The organism is Streptomyces sp. NPDC001787 (assembly GCF_040297465.1).
Lineage (GTDB): Bacteria > Actinomycetota > Actinomycetes > Streptomycetales > Streptomycetaceae > Streptomyces.
In genome coordinates, this window is record NZ_JBEOZE010000010.1 from 239,471 (window position 1) to 263,093 (window position 23,623).

19 protein-coding genes are annotated in these 23,623 nt (G+C 72.4%); 12 read left to right on the top strand and 7 right to left on the bottom strand.

Translation table 11 applies throughout. From position 1 onward, the window contains the following. Window positions 1-44 precede the first annotated feature (44 nt). From ABT170_RS17145 to ABT170_RS17155, 3 genes are all read right to left on the bottom strand, one after another. Complete coding sequence (locus ABT170_RS17145) at window positions 45-1,811, bottom strand: LCP family protein (RefSeq protein ID WP_329943690.1); 1,767 nt, start codon at window positions 1,809-1,811, stop codon at window positions 45-47. A 223-nt stretch (window positions 1,812-2,034) separates the two neighbouring features. After that, window positions 2,035-3,540 (bottom strand): LCP family protein, encoded by a 1,506-nt coding sequence (locus tag ABT170_RS17150; RefSeq protein ID WP_351868146.1) that lies wholly within the window; start codon window positions 3,538-3,540, stop codon window positions 2,035-2,037. A 175-nt stretch (window positions 3,541-3,715) separates the two neighbouring features. After that, window positions 3,716-4,468 carry a TIGR03089 family protein gene (locus tag ABT170_RS17155; RefSeq protein WP_329943688.1) on the bottom strand — a complete coding sequence of 251 codons (753 nt, stop codon included), beginning with the start codon at window positions 4,466-4,468 and terminating at the stop codon, window positions 3,716-3,718. Window positions 4,469-4,605: 137 nt separating this feature from the next. Here ABT170_RS17155 and ABT170_RS17160 point away from each other — a divergent pair, with 137 nt between their 5' ends. From ABT170_RS17160 to ABT170_RS17170, 3 genes are all read left to right on the top strand, one after another. Then, a complete protein-coding gene (locus ABT170_RS17160; RefSeq protein WP_329943687.1) occupies window positions 4,606-5,961 on the top strand; it encodes a peptidoglycan recognition protein family protein in 1,356 nt (451 codons plus the stop codon). Window positions 5,962-6,040: 79 nt separating this feature from the next. Beyond that, window positions 6,041-7,132: a mannose-1-phosphate guanylyltransferase gene (gene manB, locus ABT170_RS17165; RefSeq protein WP_351868150.1), complete on the top strand. Its 1,092-nt coding sequence runs from the start codon at window positions 6,041-6,043 to the stop codon at window positions 7,130-7,132. A 58-nt stretch (window positions 7,133-7,190) separates the two neighbouring features. Then, on the top strand, window positions 7,191-8,222 hold the full coding sequence (locus tag ABT170_RS17170) for a DNA-3-methyladenine glycosylase family protein (protein ID WP_329943685.1): 1,032 nt from the start codon (window positions 7,191-7,193) through the stop codon (window positions 8,220-8,222). A gap of 92 nt (window positions 8,223-8,314) precedes the next feature. Here the strand turns inward: ABT170_RS17170 and ABT170_RS17175 are convergent, their stop codons facing one another. From ABT170_RS17175 to ABT170_RS17185, 3 genes are read right to left on the bottom strand one after another with little or no spacing between them, the layout of a single operon-like run. Continuing rightward, window positions 8,315-9,637: a coenzyme F420-0:L-glutamate ligase gene (locus tag ABT170_RS17175; RefSeq protein WP_351868153.1), complete on the bottom strand. Its 1,323-nt coding sequence runs from the start codon at window positions 9,635-9,637 to the stop codon at window positions 8,315-8,317. Beyond that, the gene (cofD, locus tag ABT170_RS17180) at window positions 9,634-10,590 is read right to left on the bottom strand and encodes a 2-phospho-L-lactate transferase (RefSeq protein ID WP_329943683.1); all 957 of its coding nucleotides are present in this window, start codon (window positions 10,588-10,590) and stop codon (window positions 9,634-9,636) included. Before cofD ends, ABT170_RS17175 begins: the two co-directional genes overlap by 4 nt. A gap of 13 nt (window positions 10,591-10,603) precedes the next feature. Further along, a complete protein-coding gene (locus ABT170_RS17185) occupies window positions 10,604-11,104 on the bottom strand; it encodes a cysteine dioxygenase (RefSeq protein WP_329943682.1) in 501 nt (166 codons plus the stop codon). A 340-nt stretch (window positions 11,105-11,444) separates the two neighbouring features. Between ABT170_RS17185 and ABT170_RS17190 the strand changes: the two genes are divergently transcribed. The 4 genes from ABT170_RS17190 (at window position 11,445) to ABT170_RS17205 (ending at window position 18,011) form a co-directional block, all read left to right on the top strand. Beyond that, window positions 11,445-11,576 (top strand): hypothetical protein, encoded by a 132-nt coding sequence (locus tag ABT170_RS17190; RefSeq protein WP_329943681.1) that lies wholly within the window; start codon window positions 11,445-11,447, stop codon window positions 11,574-11,576. A gap of 215 nt (window positions 11,577-11,791) precedes the next feature. Further along, window positions 11,792-12,055, top strand: coding sequence for a WhiB family transcriptional regulator (locus ABT170_RS17195; protein ID WP_014046372.1), 264 nt, complete (start codon window positions 11,792-11,794; stop codon window positions 12,053-12,055). A 458-nt stretch (window positions 12,056-12,513) separates the two neighbouring features. After that, on the top strand, window positions 12,514-16,434 hold the full coding sequence (locus ABT170_RS17200) for a glycosyltransferase (RefSeq protein WP_329943680.1): 3,921 nt from the start codon (window positions 12,514-12,516) through the stop codon (window positions 16,432-16,434). Beyond that, entirely contained in the window at window positions 16,431-18,011 is a 1,581-nt protein-coding gene (locus ABT170_RS17205) for a DUF5719 family protein (protein ID WP_351868159.1), read from the top strand. Before ABT170_RS17200 ends, ABT170_RS17205 begins: the two co-directional genes overlap by 4 nt. 93 nt (window positions 18,012-18,104) lie before the next feature. Here the strand turns inward: ABT170_RS17205 and ABT170_RS17210 are convergent, their stop codons facing one another. Beyond that, window positions 18,105-18,533 (bottom strand): metallopeptidase family protein, encoded by a 429-nt coding sequence (locus ABT170_RS17210; protein ID WP_266932533.1) that lies wholly within the window; start codon window positions 18,531-18,533, stop codon window positions 18,105-18,107. Between the two features lie 322 nt (window positions 18,534-18,855). Here ABT170_RS17210 and ABT170_RS17215 point away from each other — a divergent pair, with 322 nt between their 5' ends. From ABT170_RS17215 to manA, 5 genes are all read left to right on the top strand, one after another. Continuing rightward, a complete protein-coding gene (locus ABT170_RS17215; protein WP_266931609.1) occupies window positions 18,856-19,233 on the top strand; it encodes a DUF3499 domain-containing protein in 378 nt (125 codons plus the stop codon). Between the two features lie 58 nt (window positions 19,234-19,291). Next, window positions 19,292-20,662, top strand: coding sequence for a phosphomannomutase/phosphoglucomutase (locus tag ABT170_RS17220; RefSeq protein ID WP_329943678.1), 1,371 nt, complete (start codon window positions 19,292-19,294; stop codon window positions 20,660-20,662). A gap of 220 nt (window positions 20,663-20,882) precedes the next feature. Further along, window positions 20,883-21,065 (top strand): Trm112 family protein, encoded by a 183-nt coding sequence (locus tag ABT170_RS17225; protein WP_030927015.1) that lies wholly within the window; start codon window positions 20,883-20,885, stop codon window positions 21,063-21,065. Window positions 21,066-21,180: 115 nt separating this feature from the next. Further along, window positions 21,181-22,317: an SIS domain-containing protein gene (locus tag ABT170_RS17230; protein WP_329943677.1), complete on the top strand. Its 1,137-nt coding sequence runs from the start codon at window positions 21,181-21,183 to the stop codon at window positions 22,315-22,317. A gap of 97 nt (window positions 22,318-22,414) precedes the next feature. Continuing rightward, window positions 22,415-23,587 (top strand): mannose-6-phosphate isomerase, class I, encoded by a 1,173-nt coding sequence (gene manA, locus ABT170_RS17235; protein WP_329943676.1) that lies wholly within the window; start codon window positions 22,415-22,417, stop codon window positions 23,585-23,587. Window positions 23,588-23,623 lie beyond the last annotated feature (36 nt).

Below are 23,623 nucleotides of genomic sequence, written 5' to 3' on the forward strand. Positions count from 1 at the left end.
CCCCCCTGCTGCTCAGTCTCTTGCTGTAGCGCGGTGACCCGGTGTCACTTGGCGCATTCCGCCTTGTCGGCGCTTGCTCTCTGGATGTCGGCCGGTGCCTTCGTCGGACCGGTGATGGGCGTTCCCGCGCCCTTGAAGTCCGCCCCCAGCGTCAGCACCATCGCCTGAAGTCCCTCGGCGTCGGTGGTGCCCTGCTTCAGCGCGGTGGCGGGCAGCCCCATCATCTCGGCGAGCGTGCGCGCCTGGTCGGCCTGATTGGGCGCGTACGCCAGCGTCGTCTTGTCGATCTTCGGGCCGTTGGCCTTGTTGGTGGACTTCAGTACGCCCTTCTCGACCTGGAGCCAGGTCACGGTGGTGCCCGCGGCACCGGCGATGTCGCCGCCGTTGAGGACATCCACGCGTACGTCCGCCGCGTCGGCCTTCGGTCCCTTGAGGAGCTCGGCCTGCTTGCTCTTGGCGGCCTTCTCCTTCTTCTTCACCTCGGTGAGCGAGGTGTCCGAGCGCATCATCGCGAACAGCTGCTCGGCCTTCCCCGGTGCCGGGACGACGGTGATCGGGGTCGGCTCGGCCGGGTTGTCGATCACCGGCATGGTCACGAAGGTGATGTTCTTCGTGTCGACCTTGCCGATCTCCTGGGCGAGGCTCGTCAGCTTCGTCACGCTGCCGATACCGGAGTCGACCGTGAGCGCCTTGGTCGCCGTGTCGGCCAGCTTGTACAGCTTCGGGGCACTGGTCAGGGTGTCGTCCGACTTCATCTGCCGGATCATCGAGCCCAGGAACTGCTGCTGCACCTTGATCCGGTCGAGGTCGCTCTCGTTGCCGAAGCTGTGCCGGGTGCGCAGCAGGGCGAGTGCTTCCTCGCCCTGCACGGTCGACTCGCCCTTGGGCAGCTTCAGATGGGACTTCGGGTCGTCGATCGGCTTGGCCATGCAGACCTTGACGCCGCCGACCGCGGTGGACAGCTCCTTGACCGCGTTGAAGTCGACCATCATGAAGTGGTCGACCTGTATGCCGGTGATCTGCTTGACCGTCCGCATGGTGCAGCCAGGGTCGCGGCCCTCCTGGCCGAGGCTCGTGTTGAAACGGTCGAGCGCGCTGCCCTGGATGACCTTGGTCGTGCCGTCCTTCTGCTTCGTCTCGCAGTCCGGGATCGGGATCTTCAGGTCGCGCGGGATGCTCATCGCCGTGGCGTTGGTGCGGTCCTCGGAGACGTGGAAGAGGATGTTGGTGTCGGCGTGGCCGGTACTGCCCTTGTCGCCGTAGCCCTCGTTGCCCTTGCCGGTGCGCTTGTCGGTGCCGATGATCAGGATGTTCATCGGGCCGTCGGCGGTGACGCTCTTGCTGCCCGCGTCACCCACGTCGATCGTGTTGAGGTTCCCGTTGAAGTGCTGGTACAGGGCGTAGGCCCCGGCCGAGCCGGCGACGACGACGAACGCCATCACCCCGCCCGTCCACAGCAGCGCCTTCTTCTTGCGGGCCTTGGGGGGCTTGCGCTTGCGGCGGCCGGCGGGTGAGGGGCCGGCGGCGGTGGCCGTCGTGCCCCGGCGGCCCTGTGCCGAACGGCGGCTGCGCTGTCCGGGCACCTCGCGGCGCGGGGCGTCCGCCGTGCCGGGGCTGTCGCCCGCGGCCGGGCCGGGACGTCCGGACCCGCTGCTACGACCGGATCCACGGGGTGCCGCCACGCCTGGCGCGTGGGACGACTCCCCTGCGGATTGGTCCAGTCGCAGTTCGTAGTTGCCGGTGTGCGGGTTGAGTACCCACTGGTCTGCGGGGTCGATCTCGTCCGCCCGCCCACGGCTTTGCGCATCCACGGTTGCTTGAGTCCTCCGTCGGTGCCACGCGAGGCGCCTCCCCCGACAAGGCGCTCGTTCTTTCGCTCCAGCAGTGCACGACCGAATGGCCGGAAGCACCGGATCGCGTCACACTATCCGCCCGGTTCGGAGTCGAGCGACGTGCGTGACACATTCCACGCCGCTTACAACCGGGCATTCTTCCCATTATGAGTCGATTGCCGTGCGCGACTTGGGAATTGCTTTACTGCTTACACAGGTCGTCGGCCGCATTCGAGCCCGAATACGTGGGTTCCGGCGTCGGGCTTCCCGAGCTGGCGCTGTCCGGCTTCGTGTCCCGCGTGCCGTCTCCGGTGCCCACGCCCTCGTTCTTTTCCTTGAGTTCATCGGCCGGTACCACGGCGACCGGCTGGTCCTCGCGCAGTTGCTTGAACAGCCGTCCGGCGTCCGGTTCGACGAGTTCGTCCCGGTTCCTGTTCTGGCTGTACGGCTGCCGGGGGACCGTCAGGAACTGCACCTTGTCGGTCGGTACGTCGCGCATGCTCCGTACCAGGTCGTACAGGTCCCTCAGCGAGTCCAGACCCGGGTCCGTCGTCAGCGACTTGGTCGCCGCGTCCAGCACCGGGTACAGGCGGGTCGGGTTGAGCAGGACGCCGTTGCTCTGCATCTTGTTCACCAGGGCGCCCAGGAATCGCTGCTGGCGGTCCATCCGCTCGGTGTCGCTGCCGTTGCCGAGCGACTTGCGGGCCCGTACGTAACCGAGCGCCTCCTCACCGTCCAGCTTCTGCCGCCCCGACGGGAGCTTGAGGTGCGCGTCGGCGTCGTCGATCGGCTCCTTGAGGCAGATCTCGACCCCGTCCACGGCGTCGACCATGTCCTTGAAACCGTTGAAGTCGACGACCATGTGGTGGTCGACGCGGATGCCGGTCATCCGCTCCACCGTGCGGATCGTGCAGGCCGTGCCGCCGAGTTCGAAGGCCGAGTTGAACTGGGCGAACTGTTCCCCGGTGGTCTTCTTGCCCGCGGTGTGGCAGCTCGGGATCTCCACCATCAGGTCACGCGGGACGGACATCGCGGTGGCGCTCTTCCGGTCCGCCGCGAGGTGCAGCAGGATCGTGGTGTCGGAGCGCTGGCTGCCGCCGTCGTCGCGGCCGTACTCACGGTTGTCGCCGGATCTGCTGTCGGACCCGATGAGCAGGATGTTCTGGGCATCCTGCGCGACCGGAGTGGGGCGTTCCTTCTCGTACGCCTTCAGTTCGGCGGCGGCGCTCGTATCGGTCCTGATGTTGCCGTCGAGCTTCTTGTAGAGCCACCAGCCGGCTCCCGCGGCGATCAGTACGAGGAACGAGGCGGCGAGGGCGGTCCAGCGGAGCCAGTGGCTCCGGTGCCCGGCGGCGATGCCGTCCGTGGGCCGGTCGGCCCAGGTCCGCACGCCGCCGCCGTCCGCGGCGCCGCTCCCCGGGGAGCCGCCGGGGCCGCTGTCCCCGGTGTCCGCGCCCGCGGCTCCCGCGTCGTCCGCGGTCTCCGTGGCGGCGGCTCCGTCCCCGGTGTCCGCGCCCGCGGCTCCCGCGGAGTCCGCCGTGCCCGGCTCTTGATTCCCGTCGGCCTTGCCCGGCTGTGCCGTCCCGTCCGCCTCGTCCTGCGCGGCGGCGGCCCGGGAATCTTCCTGCGCCCCGTCCTGCCGCTTGTCCTCGGCCGGGTGCTCCGGGTCGGCCGGCGTGCCAGCGCTGTCGGTCACGTATGCGTCCATCCTTCACGTTCGGCGGCGCGATAGGCCGCCGGTCGCAGGAGTAGACGGCTGAACCTCACGCTTGGTTGTGCATCCGGGGAGAGTGGTCCGTACCGCCGATCATGTACCTGAGTGGATGCTCAATCCTGGGGACTCGGCCCGCCGTAGGCCGGACGAGTGACACTCAGGGTGCTTGTCATACCGCGGTGTTGGTGACCCGCTCGCTCTCGACGCGCTTGGCGAGGCCGTCCTCGCCGAGCTGTCCGAGGTGCCGGCACAGGACCACGGAGCCTCCGGCGGCCAGCGGCGCGAAGAGTCCGGCGCTGAGCCCCTCCCAGCTGTCGTACGTATGTCCGGTGAGCAACCGCGATCCGGGCGTGAGCCCCAGGGCGGCGGCATCCTCGCGGGCCTTCGCGACCAGTTGCGCCCCGGTCAGCGCGACCTCGCCCACGGTCAGCGCGGGTGCGTCCGGGTCCACCGGTGCGAACGGAGCGAAGCGGTCGCCCTGACCGGGCACCTCCACCGCGTAGTCCGCGAATCCCTGCGGCGGCTGCGGGAACCGGCCGCCCAGCGGGCGCAGCGCCAGCGCGACCCGCTCGCCGCCACAGGCGCGGGCGCGCTCCAGCGTGTCCGGGCCGCTGACGACGAGGTCGGCCGCGGCCGGGTCGCCCTGCACCTCGGCGACCACTCCGACCGAGGAGCAGGCGAGCAGCCAGACCGCGGACTGCCAGTGCGCGGGGAGCAGCAGCGCGAGCCGGTCGCCGGGCTCCGCGGCCAGGTCTCCCTGGAGCAGGTTGGCGGTCTTGGCCACCCAATTGGCGAAGGTGGCCACCGACAGTTCGACGCGCTCTCCGGTGGCGTCGTCGTAGAAAGTGACCAGTGGGCGGGCCGGGTCCGAGGCCAGTGCGGATCGCAGCAGGTCGGCGGGGGTGCGGTCGCTGGAGTTCATCCGCGCAAGGGTACGCGGCGGCGGTGGACGGGGGTGGCGCGACGGGCTTCCCGTACACCGGTTCGGCAGACGGGCCATCAATTCAGGGCGTATGTCTGGGTAGACGTAGTTGTTCCTATATGGCCAGGATCATGTGTATGCGTGCTCTTCTAGCAACCTCGATCGGCGTCACCTGCGCGGCGGCACTCACCCTGCCGCTCGCCGCACCCGCGTCGTCCACGTCAGATTCCGTCGCCGGCCGGGCCTCCGCCGCCCACGGCCCCGCTTCCACCGCCGCCGGCCCGTCCGACGGCTCCGCCGCCTCCACCCCGGCCGGGCCCGCCGCCGAACTGCCGGGCTCGACGCAGTCCCTGCCCCTGTCGCCGCTCCCCTCCGCGGCCACCCGGGCCACCGGCTCACCCGCCAGGGGCACCGTGCGGGGACTGCCCCGGAGCGACGCCCGGCCCTTCTCCCTGGTCGGAGTGGTCTGGGACGACGTGGACACCGAGCTCCACGGGACGGTCCAGATCCGGACCCGCGCCACCGGCACCACCCACTGGTCCGACTGGCAGAACGTCGAGACGCACAACTCCGAGCATGCCGCCGACCCGGGCAGCGCCGAAGGGAAGGCGCGCACGGTCCGCGGCTCCACGTCCCCCCTCTGGGTCGGTGACTCCGACGGCGTCGAGGTCCGTGTGAGCCCGGAGGCGCCCGGCCCGCAGGACCGCGCCGCCACCCCCGTCGAGCTCCCCGGAGGTCTCCGCCTGGAACTGGTCGACCCCGGCGAGGACCCCCGGCAGCCCACGGCCGGCCGCGCCCGCGGGGCCACCCGGGCCGGCGCGGTGATCCCCGCGGCGACGAAGGCCGATTCCGGGGCGGAGGCCTTCCTCGCGGCGGGCGCGAAGCCGTACATCGGTCCGCGCCCGCGCATCATCACGCGGAAGGGGTGGGGCGCGAACGAGAAGCTCCGCGAGCGCCAGTTCGCGTACACCAAGTCGGTCAAGGCCGCCTTCGTGCACCACAGCGCCACCGGCAACAACTACAGCTGCTCCCAGGCGCCCGCGGTCCTGCGCAGCATCTACCGCTACCACGTCCAGAGCAGCGGCTGGCGCGACTTCGGCTACAACTTCGCCGTCGACAAGTGCGGAAACATCTACGAGGGGCGCGCCGGGGGCGTGACGAAGGCCGTTCTCGGGGCGCACACGCTCGGGTTCAACACCAACAGCATGGGCGTCGCGGTCCTCGGCACCTTCACCTCCAAGAATCCGCCCGCCGCCGCGGTGAACGCCATCGCCAAACTCACCGCCTGGAAGCTCGGGCTGTTCGGAGCCAACCCCAAGGGCAAGACCACCCTCGTCTCCGGCGGCGGCAACCGGTACAAGAAGGGCAAGAAGGTCAAACTCAACGTGATTTCCGGTCATCGGGACGGATTCGCAACCGAATGCCCCGGAGGGCGTCTCTACAAGAAGCTCGGCACGGCACGGACCAGCTCCGCCCGTCTGCAGGGCCGCTGACCGGGGGCGATCCGACCGGTCTGCATACACTGGCCAGCCGAAACGAGGCCAGGCCCCAGCAGGAAGCAGAGACGGTGCTGTGACAGAGGCAAAAGAAGCGATTCTTCTGGTCGGTGGCAAGGGCACCAGGCTGCGCCCGCTCACGGTGCACACGCCGAAGCCGATGGTCCCGGCGGCGGGCGTCCCGTTCCTCACACACCAGCTGGCACGCGCTCGGGCGGCCGGGGTCGAGCACATCGTGCTCGCGACGTCCTACCTCGCCGAGGTCTTCGAGCCGTACTTCGGCGACGGTTCCGCGCTCGGACTCCACATCGAGTACGTCACCGAGCGCGAGCCGCTGGGGACCGGCGGCGCCATCCGCAACGTGGCGTCCCGGCTCACCTCGGCCCCGGACGACCCGGTCCTCATCTTCAACGGCGACATCCTGACGGGACTCGACATCCGGGCCCTGGTCACGGCGCACGCCACCTCCGGGGCGGATGTCTCCCTCCATCTCACCCGGGTCGAGGACCCGCGCGCCTTCGGTCTCGTACCGACGGACGGCACCGGCCGGGTGACGGCCTTCCTGGAGAAGCCGCAGACACCCGAGGAGATCGTCACCGACCAGGTCAACGCGGGGGCGTACATCTTCCGCAGGTCGGTCATCGACACCATCCCGGCCGGCCGCCCGGTCTCCGTGGAACGCGAGACCTTCCCCGGGCTGCTCGCCTCCGGCGCCCACCTCCAGGGCATGGTCGACTCCACCTACTGGCTCGATCTCGGCACCCCGCAGGCGTTCGTACGCGGCTCCGCCGACCTGGTGCTGGGCCGCGCCCCGTCCCCCGCCGTCCCCGGCCGCTGCGGCGACCGGCTCGTCATGCCCACCGCCTCCGTGGCCCCCGACGCCAAACTCACCGGCGGTACGGTCATCGGCGACGGCGCCCTGATCGGTGAGGGCGCCCGCATCGACGGCTCCACGATCCTGTCCGGCGCGGTCGTGGAACCGGGCGTGGTCATCACGGACTCCCTGGTCGGGGCCGGTGCCAGGATCGGCAGCCGTACGGTGCTGGCGGGCGCGGTGATCGGTGACGGAGCCCGGGTGGGCGCCGACAACGAGCTGCGTGACGGGGTACGGATCTGGTGCGGAGCCGTCATACCGGCCGCGTCGGTCCGCTTCTCCTCGGACCAGTGACACCGGCCCGGCCGTACCCTCGATAAGCACCCACCCACCCACACCGAGGGCTTCATCAGTGGCAGGACGATTCGCACCCCGCGCCGCGCGAGCGGCTGTGCCGCATCAGGCCGCCCCGGCGGGAGCCGCCCCGTCCCCGGCCGCTTCGTCCACCACCGCCCCGGCCGGACCGGCGGCGCGAGAGGTGACCAGGGAGTGGACCCCGCCGGGCCCGCTGGACCTGCGCCTGATCCTGGGGCCGCTGCGCCGAGGTCCCGCCGACCCCACGTTCCGCATGATCGCGGACGGCACCTTCTGGCGGGCCACCCGCACACCCCAGGGCCCCGGAACCCTCCGCGTCGCGGCACGCGGCGGCCGGATCGAGGCGGCGGCCTGGGGGCCGGGCGCCCCGTGGCTGCTGGACGGGCTCCCCGATCTCCTGGGCGCGGCGGACGACCCGGACGCCTTCGTCCCGCGTCACCGGCTGCTCGCCCTGACCCGGCACCACCGCCCGGGGCTGCGGCTGCTGCGCACGGGCCTGGTCCTGGAATCCCTGATCCCGTCGGTGCTGGAACAGAAGGTCACCACCGACGAGGCGTACCGCGCCTGGCGATACCTGGTCCGGACGCATGGGACCCCGGCCCCCGGGCCGGTCACGGACCTGGGCCTGCACGTGATGCCGGACCCGCGCGGCTGGTCGATGATCCCGTCCTGGGAATGGCACCGGGCGGGCGTCGACAGCAAGCGTTCCTCGACGATCCTGCGAGCGGTCCGGGTGGCCCGCCGGATGGAGGAGGCGGCCGGGATGGAGCTGCCCGAGGCGAAGGCCCGTCTGGAACTGATCCCCGGTATCGGCCCCTGGACCTCGGCCGAAACGCTTCAGCGTTCCAACGGCTCGCCGGACGCGGTCACGGTCGGCGACCTCCACCTCCCGGGCATCGTCGGCCACGCGCTCGCCGGCGACAGGAACGCCGACGACGCGGCCATGCTGAGTCTGCTCGCCCCGTACGAGGGGCAGCGCCACCGGGCGACCCGGCTGATCCTGCTCTCGGGCCACACCCCGAAGAGGCGCGCACCCCGGATGACCCCGGGCAACATCGCGCCCCTGTGACGAACAGCGGCCCCCGCCGCCTCACCGCGTGGCCCAGGCCGCTCCCCGCACGGGCACTTCTCCCCGGGCACGTCTCTCCGTACGGGCCCTTCTCACCGCACGGTGACGAACTCCGCCACGTCCCGGACGCCCCGCTCCCGCGGAGCGCCCGCCGCGTGCCCGATCGCCACCGCGCCCAACGGATCCCAGGACTCCGGAAGCTCCAGCACCTCCCGCACCACGTCCCGGCAGAACATCGTCGAGGACACCCACGCCGAGCCCAGCCGCTCACCCGCCAGCGCCACCAGGAAGTTCTGCACGCCCGCTCCGGCCGCGACCACGAACATCTCGCGCTCCGCCGTGTCCCGGCGCTCGTCCCCATAGGTGTGGCAGCCGTCCATCACCAGGCACGGCACCGCGAGATACGGCGCGTTGCGCAGCACATCGCCCCGCCGCACCCGCTTCGTGATCGACTCCTCGTCCTTGCCGTCGCGCCGCAGATCCGCGGTCCACGCGTCCCGCATCGCGTCGAGCAGCCGGGTCTTCGACTCGGCGGACTCCAGCAGGACGAACCGCCACGGCGTCGTGTGGTGCGGCGCCGGAGCGGTCAGCGCCGAGGCCACGGCACGCCGTACCGCCCCCGGGTCCACCGGCTCGTCCGTGAACTCGCGCACCGTGCGCCGCAGGGACACCGCCTCGCGCACCGCTTCCGAGGTCCCGAGCCGGAACATGTCGTCGGCCGCGACCCGCACCAGGGCCCGTGCCCCCGGATCCTCGTCACCGGGTGCGCCCACGACATGCGAAAGCCCCCGCACCACCGCGACCGGCAACCCCGCCGCCTTGCCCTTGACCAGGTCGCCCGCCGCGGCCAGCTCGTCCGCGGTCGCGACGACGGTGGCGCTGAGCGGATTGCCGTACGTGTCCGTCCCGCCGCGCAGATCGTCCAGCACCCGGACCCCGGCCGCCCCGATCGCGACATCGGTCAGCCCGTTGCGCCAGGGCCGCCCGAAGGTGTCCGTGACGACCACGCCGATCTCGACCCCGAGCGTGTCCCGCAGCCCGTCCCGTATGGCCCGCGCCGAGGCGTCGGAGTCCTCGGGCAGCAGCAGCGCGGTCCCGGCGGGTGTGTTCGAGGCGTCGACACCGGCCGCGGCCATGACCAGCCCCTGCCGGTTCTCCACGATCCGCAGGGGTCCGCGCCGCGCCACCACACGTACCGTCTCGGCGTCTATCGCCGCCTCCCGGTCCGCCGCCTCGACGATCCGGCCCTCCGCCTTGGAGACGATCTTCGAGGTGACGAGCAGGACATCGCCGTCCACCAGCCCCGGCTCCGCGGCGGCGATCAGCTTCGCGAGGTCGTCCCCCGCCCGCACCTCGGGAATCCCGGGCAGTGCCCACACCCGGAAGGAGGGCGTCCCGGTGCCGGCGCCGCTCATGCCCGGACCTCCTCGGCCAGGACCAGCGCCTGGCGGGCCATCTCGGCCGTCGCGTCCACGTCCGTCATCATCAGCGGCACCGCGCGGCAGCGGATCCCCGCCGCCTCGACCTCGCCGACCGCCCCGGCGTCCACCGTGTCGACCAGCCAGCCGTCCAGCAGTCCCGAACCGTAGTGCTGGGCCACCGCCGCGGCCGTCGACTCTACGCCCACCGCCGCCAGCACCTTGTCCGCCATGCCCCGCACGGGGGCGCCCCCGACGATGGGGGAGAGGCCGACGACCGGCACCCCGGCCTCGGCGATGGCTTCCCGGATCCCCGGCACGGCGAGGATCGTCCCCACCGACACCACGGGGTTGGACGGCGGGAAGACGATGACATCGGCCGCGGCGATGGCCTCCAGCACCCCCGGGGCCGGCTTGGCCTGCTCCGCGCCGACCGGCACGATCGCCTGCGCCTCGACCGAGGCCCGCAGCTTCACCCAGTACTCCTGGAAGTGGACGGCCTTGCTCTCGCCGTCCACATCGACCGCGACATGAGTCTCGACCCGGTCGTCGGACATCGGCAGCAGCCGGACCCCCGGCTGCCAGCGCGCGCAGAGCGCCTCGGTGACCGCGCTCAGCGGATAGCCCGCGCCGAGCATCTGCGTACGGACGATGTGGGTCGCGAAGTCACGGTCGCCGAGCCCGAACCAGTCCGGTCCCACGCCGTAGGCCGCCAGCTCCTCCTTGACGTGGAAGCTCTCGTCCGTGCGCCCCCAGCCCTGCTCCTCGTCGATGCCACCGCCGAGGGTGTACATCACGGTGTCGAGGTCGGGGCAGACCTTCAGCCCGAACAGATGGATGTCGTCACCCGTGTTGCCGATCACCGTGATGTCCGCGTCGGGCGAGGCCTGCTTGAGGCCACGCAGAAAACGAGCACCACCGATACCGCCGGCCAGAACCACAATGCGCATGGACAGCAGTTTGTCAGGCCGGTACGACATCCATGGCCGCCGGGGCGCATTGGGCGGAGTGCATCGGCATGTCGGTCAGACCCGGGTAGTAGATGTGCAGACTGACGGCCGGTTCGAGCGAGTCGTTGACCACTTCGTGGACGTACCCGGGGGCGAACACCCGCTGCGCGCCGGAGCCCAGGACGCGGCTGCCGCGCCCGCTGTGTTCGGTCAACTCGCCCTCCAGCACGGTCAGCGCGCCGGAGGACGGACCGTGGTCGTGCCGTCCGCTGCCCTGTCCGGGAACCCAGCTGAGCAGCCAGACCTCGTAGCCGGGGCCGGTGCGCAGCCGGTGGTACCAGCGGGTGGTCGTGTCGAACCGCACGAGCGGGGCCCACTGCGCGCGGTCGGCGGCGATGGAGCGGGCGAGTCCGGCGAACTCGGCCACGGTGGAGGGGTGTTCACGGGCCGGCTGGAGAAGGTGCTGGACCTCCAGGATGTCGCCGGCGATCTGAAGGTCGCTGTCGCTGTTCATGGGTGAGGTGGTCCTCGGCATGGGGGGTGCACGTGCGGGGAGCCCGCGACGAGCGGGAGACGGCCGGGTGCGGCCGTCGGAGAACGGGATGCGCTGCGGAGAGTTGTGCTGGATCAGAGCTGGAGCCTCAGGGGCTTCAACAGCTGTGACAGCTGGAACAGCAACAGCGGGCCTGAACAGCGGTACGGAACCCACGGACGTGGGTGACGTGCATCGCTGAGGTCGCTGGCATGACATCAAGGAGACCGGCTGGATCGCCCCCTGTCAACCCATTGACCGATTTGGGGGGTAATGTTTCACCCCTTCCGGTTGCCAGGGGTGAAGAAAGGTTTCTTCACCTGTGGCGCAGGAGATGTGGCGCATCGAGCGCGCCTTCAAAACGCCGCTGGAATCCCGTGACCTGACTGTGATCCTGGTCGCTTCAGTGATCGAATCGCAACACGGGGAGGGGCTTACTCGTCTCACCTGGTGAGGGCGCGTCGCGGCAGGAGCCTGTGGCACATGTCAGGTTTTTGGTGATTTGCACACTTTCCGCATAGGCTTGGTTCCGCAGAGTGAATACCTGGGCCAATAGCAGATCCTCGCTTGACTGGCTCGGAGCTACACACTTGTAATTTCACTCGTGTCGTTCGGCCGCCATCAGTAGCGGCCGCATCACGGGACGCAAGAGACAGACGAGGGGCGCACATGACCGAGCTGTTCCAGCAACTGCTGGTCGAGGACGCGGACGAGGAACTCGGCTGGCAGGAGCGCGCACTGTGCGCCCAGACCGATCCCGAGTCCTTCTTTCCCGAGAAGGGCGGATCCACCCGCGAGGCGAAGAAGGTCTGCCTCGCCTGTGAAGTCCGTTCGGAATGCCTTGAGTACGCCCTTGCCAACGACGAACGTTTCGGTATCTGGGGCGGGCTCTCCGAGCGGGAGCGAAGGCGCCTCAAGAAGGCCGCCATCTAGCAGCCGTCCAGCCGCCGTCCAGAGGCGTCACCCGGGGCGTCCCCCGGGGTGCCGTCCGCCGCACCGGTCGCCGCGCCGGCCGGGGACGCACATGAGGGCGGCACGCGGGGCCGCCGTGACGGGGCAGCCGCCCGAGGCCGCCGTCGGAAGGCCCCGCCCGAATCTCCGGTCGTAGCCCCGCTCGCGGCCGTGCCGGGGGCAGTCGTCCCCGTCGCCCCGGCCGGGCCCGCACGCGGCCACGCCGACGGCCCGTCCTCCGTATCCTCCCGCAAGGGTCCGGGCGACGGGCCGTCCGTGTGTCCGCCCCCGTTCCGCTGCTCGGCGACACCCCCGCCCACCCGTACCGTTAGTGTGGGGCCCCGTCCGAGACGCGCCAACGCCCCGCCGGGGCGCGCGTGTACACCGATGCAGCCCCCGGGGGGACGCCCCCCGGACCCGGCCGGAGGGCCCGTACCTCGATGTCCGTGCACAGCCACTCGGCGGCGCCGAACGCGGTCGCCGCCGCCCCAGAGTTCCCCCGGCACGTCGTCACCGCCGTGCTCGTCTCCCATGACGGCGCACGCTGGCTCCCCGACGCGCTCTCCGGGCTGCTCGGGCAGGAACGCCCCGTACAGAACGTCGTCGCCGCCGACACCGGCAGCGCCGACGACTCCGCGCGGCTGGTCACCGAGGCACTCGGCGACGAACGCGTCCTGCACCTCGCACGCCGTACGAGCTTCGGCACCGCCGTCGACGAGGCGGCCCGCACGGCCGGTGTCCTCACCCCCGACGACCTGCCGTACCTCAAGCGCCCCAGCGGCTGGGACCCCGTCAGCCGGACCTGGGTCGACGAGAACTACGACCTGCCGGAACTGCCGCACGGCGAACCCGTCCAGTGGCTCTGGCTGCTGCACGACGACTGCGCACCCGCGCCCGACGCGCTCGCCGCGATGCTGCGAGTGGTGGACACCGACCGGCACGCCGCGATCGTCGGACCCAAACTGCGCGGCTGGTACGACCGCAAGCAGCTCCTCGAAGTCGGCGTCTCCATCGCCAACAGCGGGCGCCGCTGGACCGGGCTCGACCGCCGCGAACAGGACCAGGGCCAGCACGACCAGGTCCGTACCGTGCTCTCCGTCTCCTCCGCCGGCATGCTGATCCGCCGTGATGTGTGGGAGGAACTCGGCGGCTTCGACCGCAGACTCCCGCTGATGCGCGATGACGTCGACCTCTGCTGGCGCGCCCACATGGCGGGACACCGGGTGCTCGTCGCCCCCGACGCCGTCCTGCGGCACGCCGAGGCATCCGCCCGGGAACGCCGTCCCATCGACTGCGCCGGCCGCTCGGTCTCCAGCCCGCACCGCGTCGACAAGGCGGGCGCGGCCTACACCATGCTCGTCAACACCGCGGGCAAGGCCCTGCCCTGGGTCCTGCTCCGGCTCGTCGTCGGCACCCTGCTGCGCACCCTCGCCTACCTGGTCGGCAAGGTGCCCGGCCAGGCGCTCGACGAGGTCGCCGGACTCTTCGGCACCCTGCTGCGGCCCGGCCGGATCCTCGCCGCGCGCCGGAGCCGGGGCAAGGGATCGGTGGACGCCGCCGAACTGCGCGCGCTCTTCCCGCCGCCGGGCGCCACCGTCCGCGCCACCGTCGATCAGGTCGCGGGCAACTTCGGTGGCCGCGCCGACGCCGACTCCGGCGGCTCCCGGCACGGAGCCGTGGAGTCCGGACCGGGCGGGGACGACGCCGACTTCCTGGAGATCGACCAGTTCGCCCGGCTCAAGAAGGTCGGCCGCAAGCCGGGTCCGGTGCTCTTCGCGCTGCTGCTCGTGGTCTCCCTCATCGCCTGCCGTGGCCTCCTGAGCGGCGGCGCGCTCGCGGGCGGCGCGCTGCTGCCCGCGCCCGGTGACGTCGCCGACCTCTGGGGGCGGTACGCCGACGCCTGGCACCCGGTCGGCACCGGCAACACCGAGTCCGCGCCGCCGTACCTCGCCCTGATCTCGGCGCTGTCCGCACTGTTCCTCGGCTCCACCGGCTTCGCGCTCACCCTGCTCCTGGTCTGCTCCGTCCCGCTGGCCGGACTCACCGCCTACTTCGCCTCCCGGCCGCTGCTCGAATCGCGGCTGCTGCGGGCCTGGGCGAGCATCGCGTACGCCTTCCTGCCGGCCGCGACCGGAGCACTGGCCACCGGCCGCCTCGGCACCGCCGTACTGGCCGTGCTGCTCCCGCTGATCGCCCGCGCCGCCGTCGCCGCCCACGGGATGCGCGCGGGCAGCGGCACCGCTCGCGGCAGCTGGCGTGCCACCTGGGCCTACGCCCTGCTGCTCACCTTCACGATGGCCTTCACACCCGTCGTCTGGCCGCTCGCCGTGGTGCTCGGCCTCGGTGTGCTGGCGCTGCGCCGGAAGGACATCACGGCGTACGGGCTGCGCTTCCTCGCCGCCGTCGGCACCCCGATGCTGATCCTCGCCCCCTGGTCGCTGTCCCTGCTGACCAGCCCGTCCGCCTTCCTGAAGGAGGCGGGCCTGGATCTCGGTACGGGCACGGCCTCCGCGCTCGACCTGCTCGGGATCAGCCCCGGCGGCCCCAAGGCCGCAGGCGGCGTCCTGCTTCTCGGCATCGTGCTGGCGGCGCTGGCCGCGCTGATGCGCGGGGAGCGGCAGTTCGCCATCCGTACCGCCTGGGCCGTCGCGCTCGTCGCGCTGCTCTTCGCGGGCATCACCAACGGCTCCAGCTGGGCCGGACCCGCCACGCTCGTCTACGGCATCGCCCTGATCGCCGCCGCCCTGCTCGGGGCGGACGGCGCCCGGGTGCGCGTCGCCGCGCTCAGCTTCGGCTGGCGCCAGCCCGTCGCCGCGCTGATCGCGCTGGCCGCCGCCGCGGCTCCCGTACTGGCCGCCTTCGGCTGGATGTTCGGCGGCGCCGACGGTCCGCTGGAGCGGCGCGATCCCGTGCAGGTGCCCGCGTTCGTGGCCGAGGAGAGCGCCACCCGCGACCAGCCGCGCACCCTGGTGCTCGGTGGCACATCGGTGAATTCCGTCGACTACACCCTGGCCCGCGGCTCGGGCGCCCGGCTCGGTGACGCCGAGCTGACGGAGTCGGGCGGCAGCAACAGCCACCTCGACAAGGTCGTCGCCAACCTGGTCGCCGGTTCCGGCGCCGACCAGGGCAGCCAGCTGAGCGGTTTCGCGATCCGCTACGTCCTCGTACGGGACGGGGCACCGCGCCAGATGAGCCGGGTGCTCGACTCGACCCCCGGCCTGAGCCGGCTCAGCCAGCTGGACGGCAGCGCCCTGTGGCGGGTCGACCAGCAGGTGGCCCGGATCATGATCGTCCCGTCGGGCGAGGGCGAGCGGCAGCCCGTCGCCTCGCTCCCGGTCGAGGCGCACTCCGAGATTCCCGCAGGCGGTCCGGGCCGGGTGCTGCGGATCGCCGATGCCGCCGACCCCGGCTGGCAGGCCACGCTCGACGGCAAGCCGCTGAACCGGAAGACGGTCGACGGCTGGGCCCAGGGCTTCGAACTCCCCGCCGACGGCGGCCGGCTGGACCTCACGTACGACACCCCGATCACGCACACCGCGTGGATCTGGACGCAGGTCGCCCTCGCCGTCGTGCTGGTGGTCCTGGCCCTGCCGGGCCGCCGCCGGGAGATCGACGACGACCTGCCCGAGGAGGAGGCCGTCGTCGCGGAGCCGATCGAGGGCGACGGCCGCCGCGCCCGCAGGCTGCGCGCCGCCGCGCAGGCGGAGGCGGAGGCCGAGGCGCAACCGGCGGAGACCGCCCAGGACGGCGGAACACCCCAGCCGCATCAGCCGAGTCACCAGGCTCACCCGGATCAGCAGGACCGGCCGGAAGGGGCGCCGGTGGCGGAGGCGGGTGCGCCCGGGGAGTACATCCCCGCGCAGCAGAACACCGACCCGTACGCCGTGTCCCCGGACGGGCAGGCGGCCTACACCCGGCAGCAGGACACCGGCGACTACGCGGCCGTGCCGCAGCAGCAGTACGGGGAGTGGGACGGTCAGCAGCAGTACCAGGGCGCCGACTACACGCAGTACCCGTACCAGCAGCCCGACCCGTACCAGCAGCAGAACGCCGCGTACGACCCGTACCAGCAGCAGAACGCGGGCTACCCGGCGTACGAGGGCCAGGTCCCGTACCAGGAACAGGCACAGCAGTACCCGGAGCAGCAGTACCAGGAACAGCCACAGCAGTTCCAGGGGCAGCCGCAGCGGTACCCGGGGCAGCACGACCCCAACGGTCACATCGACCCCGACGGTCACACCGGACATGGGCAGTACCCCGGCACCGCCGACCCCGTCCAGTACAACGAGCACGTCGACAACCCGGCCCCGGGCCAGGCCCCGTGGCAGTCCGGTAACGCATCGCGAGGCGAGTCCGAGTGAAGTCCACCCACCTGTCCCTCATCGCGGGCACCGTCGCCCTCGCCGCCGTCACCGGGTTCGCCGCGCTCACCGCGCCCGGCGAGGGGGATACGACGGAGGCGAAGCCCACTTCCCGGCTGCCCGTCGAACGCTCCAGCCTGCTCTGTCCGGCGCCCAGCGGCTCCGATCTCGCGGACACGCGGTACACCTCGTTCACCCCGGCGGGGCAGGGCGCCACCGGGAAGGACGCCCCGGCCGCGAGCGGCGCCGAGCTGAAGCCGGCCGTGCCGGTCGCGGACGACGAGGACGCGACGCCGGAGACCGACGAGAAGACCGAGAAGGACCCCAAGAAGATCAAGAAGGCCGAGGAAAAGGCGAGGAAGGCGAAGGAGAAGGCCGAGAAGCCGGTCATCTCCGTGAAGGAGCCCGGCAAGCCGGCCACCGCCGAGGCCTCCGGCGCCGACGCCCCCGCCCTGGTCGGCACCGCCACCGGCTCCTCGGCCCCCGGCTGGACCGCCCAGCAGACGACCGTCGTCGCCGCAGGTGACAGCCGCGGGCTCCTCGGGGTCGGCTGCACGGCACCCGACACGGACTTCTGGTTCCCCGGAGTGAGCACCGCGAAGTCCCGTCAGGACTACATCCACCTCACCAACCCGGACGACACGGCCGCCGTGGCCGACATCGAGCTGTACGGTCCCGAGGGGCTCCTCAAGTCCGACGGGAGCGAGGGCTACACGCTCCAGCCCCGGTCGAGCGTCGCGGTGCTGGTCTCCACCCTGACCGGTGAGGCCGTGGACGGGGTGACCGCCCATGTCACCACCCGTACCGGTCGGGTCGGCGCCGTCGTCGGTGTCGCGGAGGACAAGGCGGGAAGCGACTGGCTGACGGCCGCCGCGGACCCGGCGGGCACCCTCGTGATGCCCGGCATCCCGGCCGACGCCACCTCCGTACAGCTGGTGGCCTTCGCCCCCGGCGAGGACGACGCGGACGTGAAGGTGCAGCTGCTGGGCGGGACGGCGACGTTCGCCCCGGCCGGCAACGACACCCTGCACATCAAGTCGGGGATGACCGCGACCCTCGACCTGAAGGACGTGACCCGGGGCGAGGCGGGCTCCCTGCGGCTGACTCCCGTCCAGAGCAGCCGGGCGACGCCGGTCGTGGCCGCCCTGCGGGTGGTGCGCGGCACCGGCGCCAAGCAGGAGATCGCCTACATCCCGGCGACCGGTCCGGTGGGCGAGCGGGCCACCGCCGCCGACAACCGGGCCAAGGGCTCGACGCTCTCCCTGACCGCGCCGGGGGCGACGGCCAAGGTGAAGGTCACCGCGTCGGCGGGCAGCGAGGGCGGCGAACGGACCGTCAAGACGTACACGGTCAAGGCCGGTACGACGCTCGCGGTCACCCCGCCGGTCCCGGCCGGGCTCAAGGGCACCTACGCGCTGACGGTCGAGCCGGAATCGGGCGGCCCGGTGCACGCCGCCCGCACGCTCGCGCTTCCCGAGGGCGGCGTCCAGATGTTCACGGTGCAGACACTGGCGGACGACAGGGGAACGGTCGCCGTCCCGTCGACGAGGCAGGATCTGTCGGTCCTGGCCGACTGAGGCCCGCGCGGTCTTCCGCGTACGGGCGGGGCGCCGGCCCCGCCCGTACCGCTTCACCGGCCTTCGTAGGGCCCCACCGCTCCCGGCGCGGGGTCAGTCCTGCCCGTACCGGGGGTCCACCGACTCGGGAGCCAGGCCCAGCAGATCCGCGACCTGCTCCACGACGACCTCGTGCACCAGCAGCGCACGCTCGTCGCGGCTCTTGGTGCGGATCTCCACGGGGCGCCGGTAGATGACGATCTGCGCGGGCCGCCCCTTGGCGGCGGCCAGCGCGCTGCCCAGCGGAACGGTCTCCTCCAGCGTGCCCGGCACATCGAGGACCACGAAGTCCACCTCGGCCAGCTGGGGCCAGCGACGCTCCAGCCGCTCCACCGAGTCCTGGACCAGGTCGCGGAACGTCTCCGCCCGGCTCACGGACAGGGGCACCTGGGGCGGGGCGACGGGCCCCCGCATGCCGCGGCCATGGCGGTCACGGCGACGGGGCCGCGGTTCGGACGGGCTGGGCGGTACGGGACTGTCCATCACCGACGCAGCGTAACCCTCCCCGGGGCGGGCGGAGAGCGTCCGTGTCGCGGCCCGGCCACCGGTCGGCAGTCGACCATTCCGGCCAAGGTTGAGCCCGTTTCCGGCCCCGAATCCGATCTCCGGGCCCTCGCCCGGCGTCGGCTCCCCCTCCTCCGGGGTGAGCGGGGCGTTCCGGTCGCAGCACGCGCTTTCCCGCCCTCGCGCAGGTCACGGCAGTACCCCCGGGGACCTCTGTGCGGGAGGTCACAGCGCGACACGGTGGGGTGACCTGTGGGGGAGTCGTCGCAGCCCGCTCAAGAGTGCGGTACCGTCCAACATCGTGAGCCCTGTACGTCGCTGTTCGCGCACCGCGTGCGGCCGCCCTGCCGTCGCGACACTGACGTACGTCTATGCCGACTCGACTGCGGTCCTCGGCCCGCTCGCCACCTACGCCGAGCCCCACTGTTACGACCTCTGCGCCGAACACAGTGAGCGGCTCACCGCCCCGCGCGGCTGGGAGGTGGTGCGGCTCTCCGACGGCTCCGCCCCCTCACGCCCCAGCGGCGACGACCTCGAAGCGCTCGCCAATGCCGTACGGGAAGCCGCGCGCCCGCAGGACCGCGGGCCGGACGGCGGGGGCCGGGGCCCCCGCTCCGCGGATCCGGTCGAGGTCGCGCGCCGCGGTCACCTGCGCGTACTGCGTTCCCCGGACTCCTGACCCCTCGGCCCGGCCGGGTAGTTTGGGCGCTCCGCCCCAACCCCCAGGAGGACCGGCCGTGGTTGCTGATCTGTCGCAGCTCGTCAAGGCGTACGACGTGCGCGGAGTGGTGCCCGACCAGTGGGACGAGCCGTTGGCCGAGCTGTTCGGGGCGGCGTTCGTCCAGGTCACCGCGGCGGACGCGATCGTGATCGGGCACGACATGAGGCCGTCGTCACCGGGCCTGGCCGGTGCCTTCGCCCGGGGCGCGGCGGCCCGCGGCGCCGATGTCACGCTGATCGGGCTCTGCTCGACGGACCAGCTCTACTACGCGTCGGGGGCGCTGGACCTGCCGGGGGCGATGTTCACGGCCTCGCACAACCCGGCGCGGTACAACGGCATCAAGATGTGCCGGGCCGGAGCCGCCCCCGTGGGCCAGGACACCGGGCTGACCGAGATCCGCACCCTGGTCGAACAGTGGTCCGAAAACGGTGCTCCGCAGATCCCCGCGACCACCACCCCGGGCACGGTCGGCGAGCGCGACACCCTGACCGACTACGCCGCGCACCTGCTGGGGCTGGTCGAACTCGACGGAATCAGGCCCCTCAAGGTCGTCGTGGACGCGGGCAACGGCATGGGCGGCCACACGGTCCCGACGGTCTTCGCCGGCCTCCCGCTCGACCTCGTACCCCTGTACTTCGAGCTGGACGGCACCTTCCCGAACCACGAGGCCAACCCCCTCGACCCGAAGAACATCGTCGACCTCCAGGCCCGTGTGCTCGCCGAGGGCGCCGATCTGGGCCTCGCCTTCGACGGGGACGCGGACCGCTGCTTCGTGGTCGACGAGCGGGGCGCCGGAGTCTCCCCGTCCGCGATCACGGCCCTGGTCGCCGCCCGCGAACTGGCCCGCAACGGCGGCGAGGGCACCGTCATCCACAACCTGATCACCTCCTGGTCGGTCCCGGAGGTGATCCGCGAGAACGGCGGAAACCCCGTCCGGACCCGGGTGGGCCACTCCTTCATCAAGGCGGAGATGGCCGCGCACGGCGCGATCTTCGGCGGCGAGCACTCCGCGCACTACTACTTCCGGGACTTCTGGAACGCCGACACGGGCATGCTCGCCGCCCTCCACGTCCTGGCCGCGCTGGGTGGCCAGCAGGGCCCGCTGTCCGAACTGGTCGCCCAGTACGACCGGTACACGGGCTCCGGCGAGATCAACTCCACGGTCGACGACCAGGAGGGCCGTCTGGCCGCGATCAAGGCGGCGTACGGCGACCGCGACGACGTCACGTTCGACGAGCTCGACGGCCTCACGGCCACCTCCGCCGACTGGTGGTTCAACCTCCGGGCCTCCAACACGGAGCCGCTGCTGCGTCTCAACGTCGAGGCGAGGGACGAGGAGACGATGAGGGCGGTGCGCGACGAGGTCCTGTCGGTGGTCCGGGGCTGAGGGCCGTCCGCCGAACCCGCCCGGTCGGCGCTGAGCGGTCCACGGGCCGCCCGGTCCGTGCTGCCCGGTCCGTGCGCCGAGCCGGTCCTCCGCGGACGCCCCCGCCCCCGTCGCGGACGCCCCCGCCGGGCCGCGCCCCCGCCACCCCGGCGGTAGGCTGACGACGCCTGATCCACGCGAACCCGAACCGCTTGTTCGAACGCTCGAAGGGACTCACCCCATGCCGCTCGAAGCCGGCCTTCTGGAGATCCTCGCCTGCCCGGCCTGTCACTCTCCGCTCGACGACCGGTCGGCGGCCGACAGCCCGGAGCTGGTCTGCACCGGTACCGACTGCGGCCTGGCCTACCCGGTACGGGACGGCATCCCGGTCCTGCTCGTCGACGAGGCCCGCCGCCCCGCCTGACAACGAGCGCCGCGCGTACGGGGCGCGGGCGGGCGGCGCCCACCACCGCCGTACCCCGTACCCGTACCCCGGATCTCGCACCCCGCATCCGTTCGGTGATCGGAGGCCCACCACCATGCTCGACGAGTCGCTGCTCGACGCCCCGGAAGCCCTGGCCCGAGCCGACCGCCGCGGTCTGCTCCGCGGCGCCGCCGAGGCAGGTGCCCGGGTCCGTACCGCCGCCCGGCACGCCGCCGAGGCCGGCATCGGCAACCTGAACCCGGAGGGCAGGCCCCGTGCCGTCCTCGTCGCGGGACCGGGCACCGCCGCGTCCGGGGTCGCCGACCTGATCGGCGCACTGGCGGGGGCCGCCGCCCCGGTGACCCGTATCCGCCCCTCGGGCGTCGCCCCCGCCGCCGGAGCCCTGCGCTGGGCGCTCCCCGGCTGGGCGGGATCCGTGGACCTGCTGCTCATCGCCACGGCCGACGGTTCCGAACCGGGTCTCGCCCTGCTCGCCGAACAGGCCTACCGGCGCGGCTGCACCGTCGTCGCGGTGGCCCCCACCCGCTCGCCCCTGCGCGAAGCGGTCGACGGGGTGCACGGCCTCGTCGTACCGATGGCGGCGGCCCCGCACGGCGAGTACGACGCGGAGACCTCGGCCGCCGGACCGGGCACCCTCTGGGCGCTGCTCACCCCGCTGCTGGCACTCCTGGACCGGGCGGGCCTGGTGACCGCCTCCGCCGAGGACCTCCAGAAGGTGGCCGACCGCCTGGACCGCACCGCCGAACGCTGCGGCCCGGCCATCGCCACGTACAGCAACCCGGCGAAGACCCTCGCCGCCGAGCTCGCCGACAGCCTGCCGCTGCTGTGGACGGAGGGTGAGTCCGCGGGCCCGGTCGGCCGCCGCTTCGCCGCCGTACTGTCCGAGCTCGCGGGCCGCCCGGCGCTCGCCGCCGAACTCCCGCAGGCGCTGCCCTCGCACGGTGCGCTGCTGGCCGGGGACTTCGCGGCCGGGGCCGACCCCGACGACTTCTTCCGTGACCGTGTCAACGAGCGCGAGACCCTGCGGGCCAGGGTCGTTCTGCTCCGGGACCGGCCCACCAGCGGCCTGAGCGCCTACCCGGCGGCGCGCGAACTGGCGCTCGGCCACGACACGGCGGTCAGCGAACTCGAACCGGAGGACGGCAGCGAGCTCGAAGCCCTGGCCGAGCTGCTCGCCGTCACCGACTTCGCCGCGGTCTATCTGTCACTCGCCGCGGTACCCGGGCCCTGACCCGCCTGCGCGTGCGTGTGCCCTGACGCGGCCTGCCGCGTCCGCTCGACACCGTTGCCCGACGAATCCCCTGACTCATCCCCCGAGGACGATCTCCATGGACAGGCTGTCCAACACCGTGCGCCCCTACGCCTGGGGCTCCACCACGGCCATCCCCGCACTGCTCGGCGTCGCTCCCACCGGTGAGCCCCAGGCCGAGATGTGGATGGGCGCCCACCCAGGAGCCCCTTCCCGTATCACCCGCCCCGGCGCCGACGGCGGGGAACGCCCCCTCACCGAGGTCATCGACGCCGACCCCGAACGCGAACTGGGCCCGGCCGCCGTCGCCAGGTTCGGCCCCCGCCTCCCCTTCCTGCTCAAGCTGCTCGCGGCGGGCGCCCCCCTCTCCCTCCAGGTCCACCCCGACCTCGAACAGGCGGCCAAGGGGTACGCGGACGAGGAGAGCCGGGGCGTCCCGATCGACGCCCCCCACCGCACGTACAAGGACGCCAACCACAAGCCCGAGCTGATCTGCGCGCTCACCCCCTTCGACGGGCTGTGCGGCTTCCGCCGGCCCGCCGAGGCGGCCGACGCGATCGAGGCCCTCGGAGTCGGTTCCCTCAAGCCGTACGTGGACCTGCTCCGCGCCCACCCCGAAGAGGCGGCGCTGCGCGAGGTGCTCACGGCGATCCTCACCGCCGACCCGGCGGAGATGGCGGACACCGTGACCGAGGCCGCGGCGGCGGCCGACCGGCTCGGCGGCGCCCACGCCCCGTACGCCCGGATAGCCCACCACTTCCCCGGCGATCCCGGTGTCATCGCGGCGATGCTGCTGAACTACGTCCAGCTCGAACCGGGCGAGGCGCTGTTCCTCGGCGCCGGTGTCCCGCACGCCTATCTCGACGGCCTCGGCGTGGAGATCATGGCCAATTCGGACAACGTGCTGCGCTGCGGACTCACCCCGAAGCACATCGACGTCCCCGAACTCCTGCGCATCGTCCGCTTCGAGGCCACCGACCCCGACGTCCTGCGCCCCGAGGCGTCCCCCTCCGGCGAGGAGCCGTACGAGACCCCGGCCGAGGAATTCCGGCTGTCGCGCTACGACCTCGCGCCGGGCGCCGCGCCCGTCGAACTGACCGTCGCGACCCCGCAGATCGTGCTCTGCACGGCCGGTGCCCCCCAGGTCGGAGACCTTGCCCTCGCTGCCGGGGAATCGGTGTTCGTACCGGCGGGCGAAACGGTGCAAGCTTCCGGAACCGGCACACTCTTCCGTGCCACCGTGGTGGCCTGACGTACCGTCCGCACCAACGACTGCAACAATGTGCCG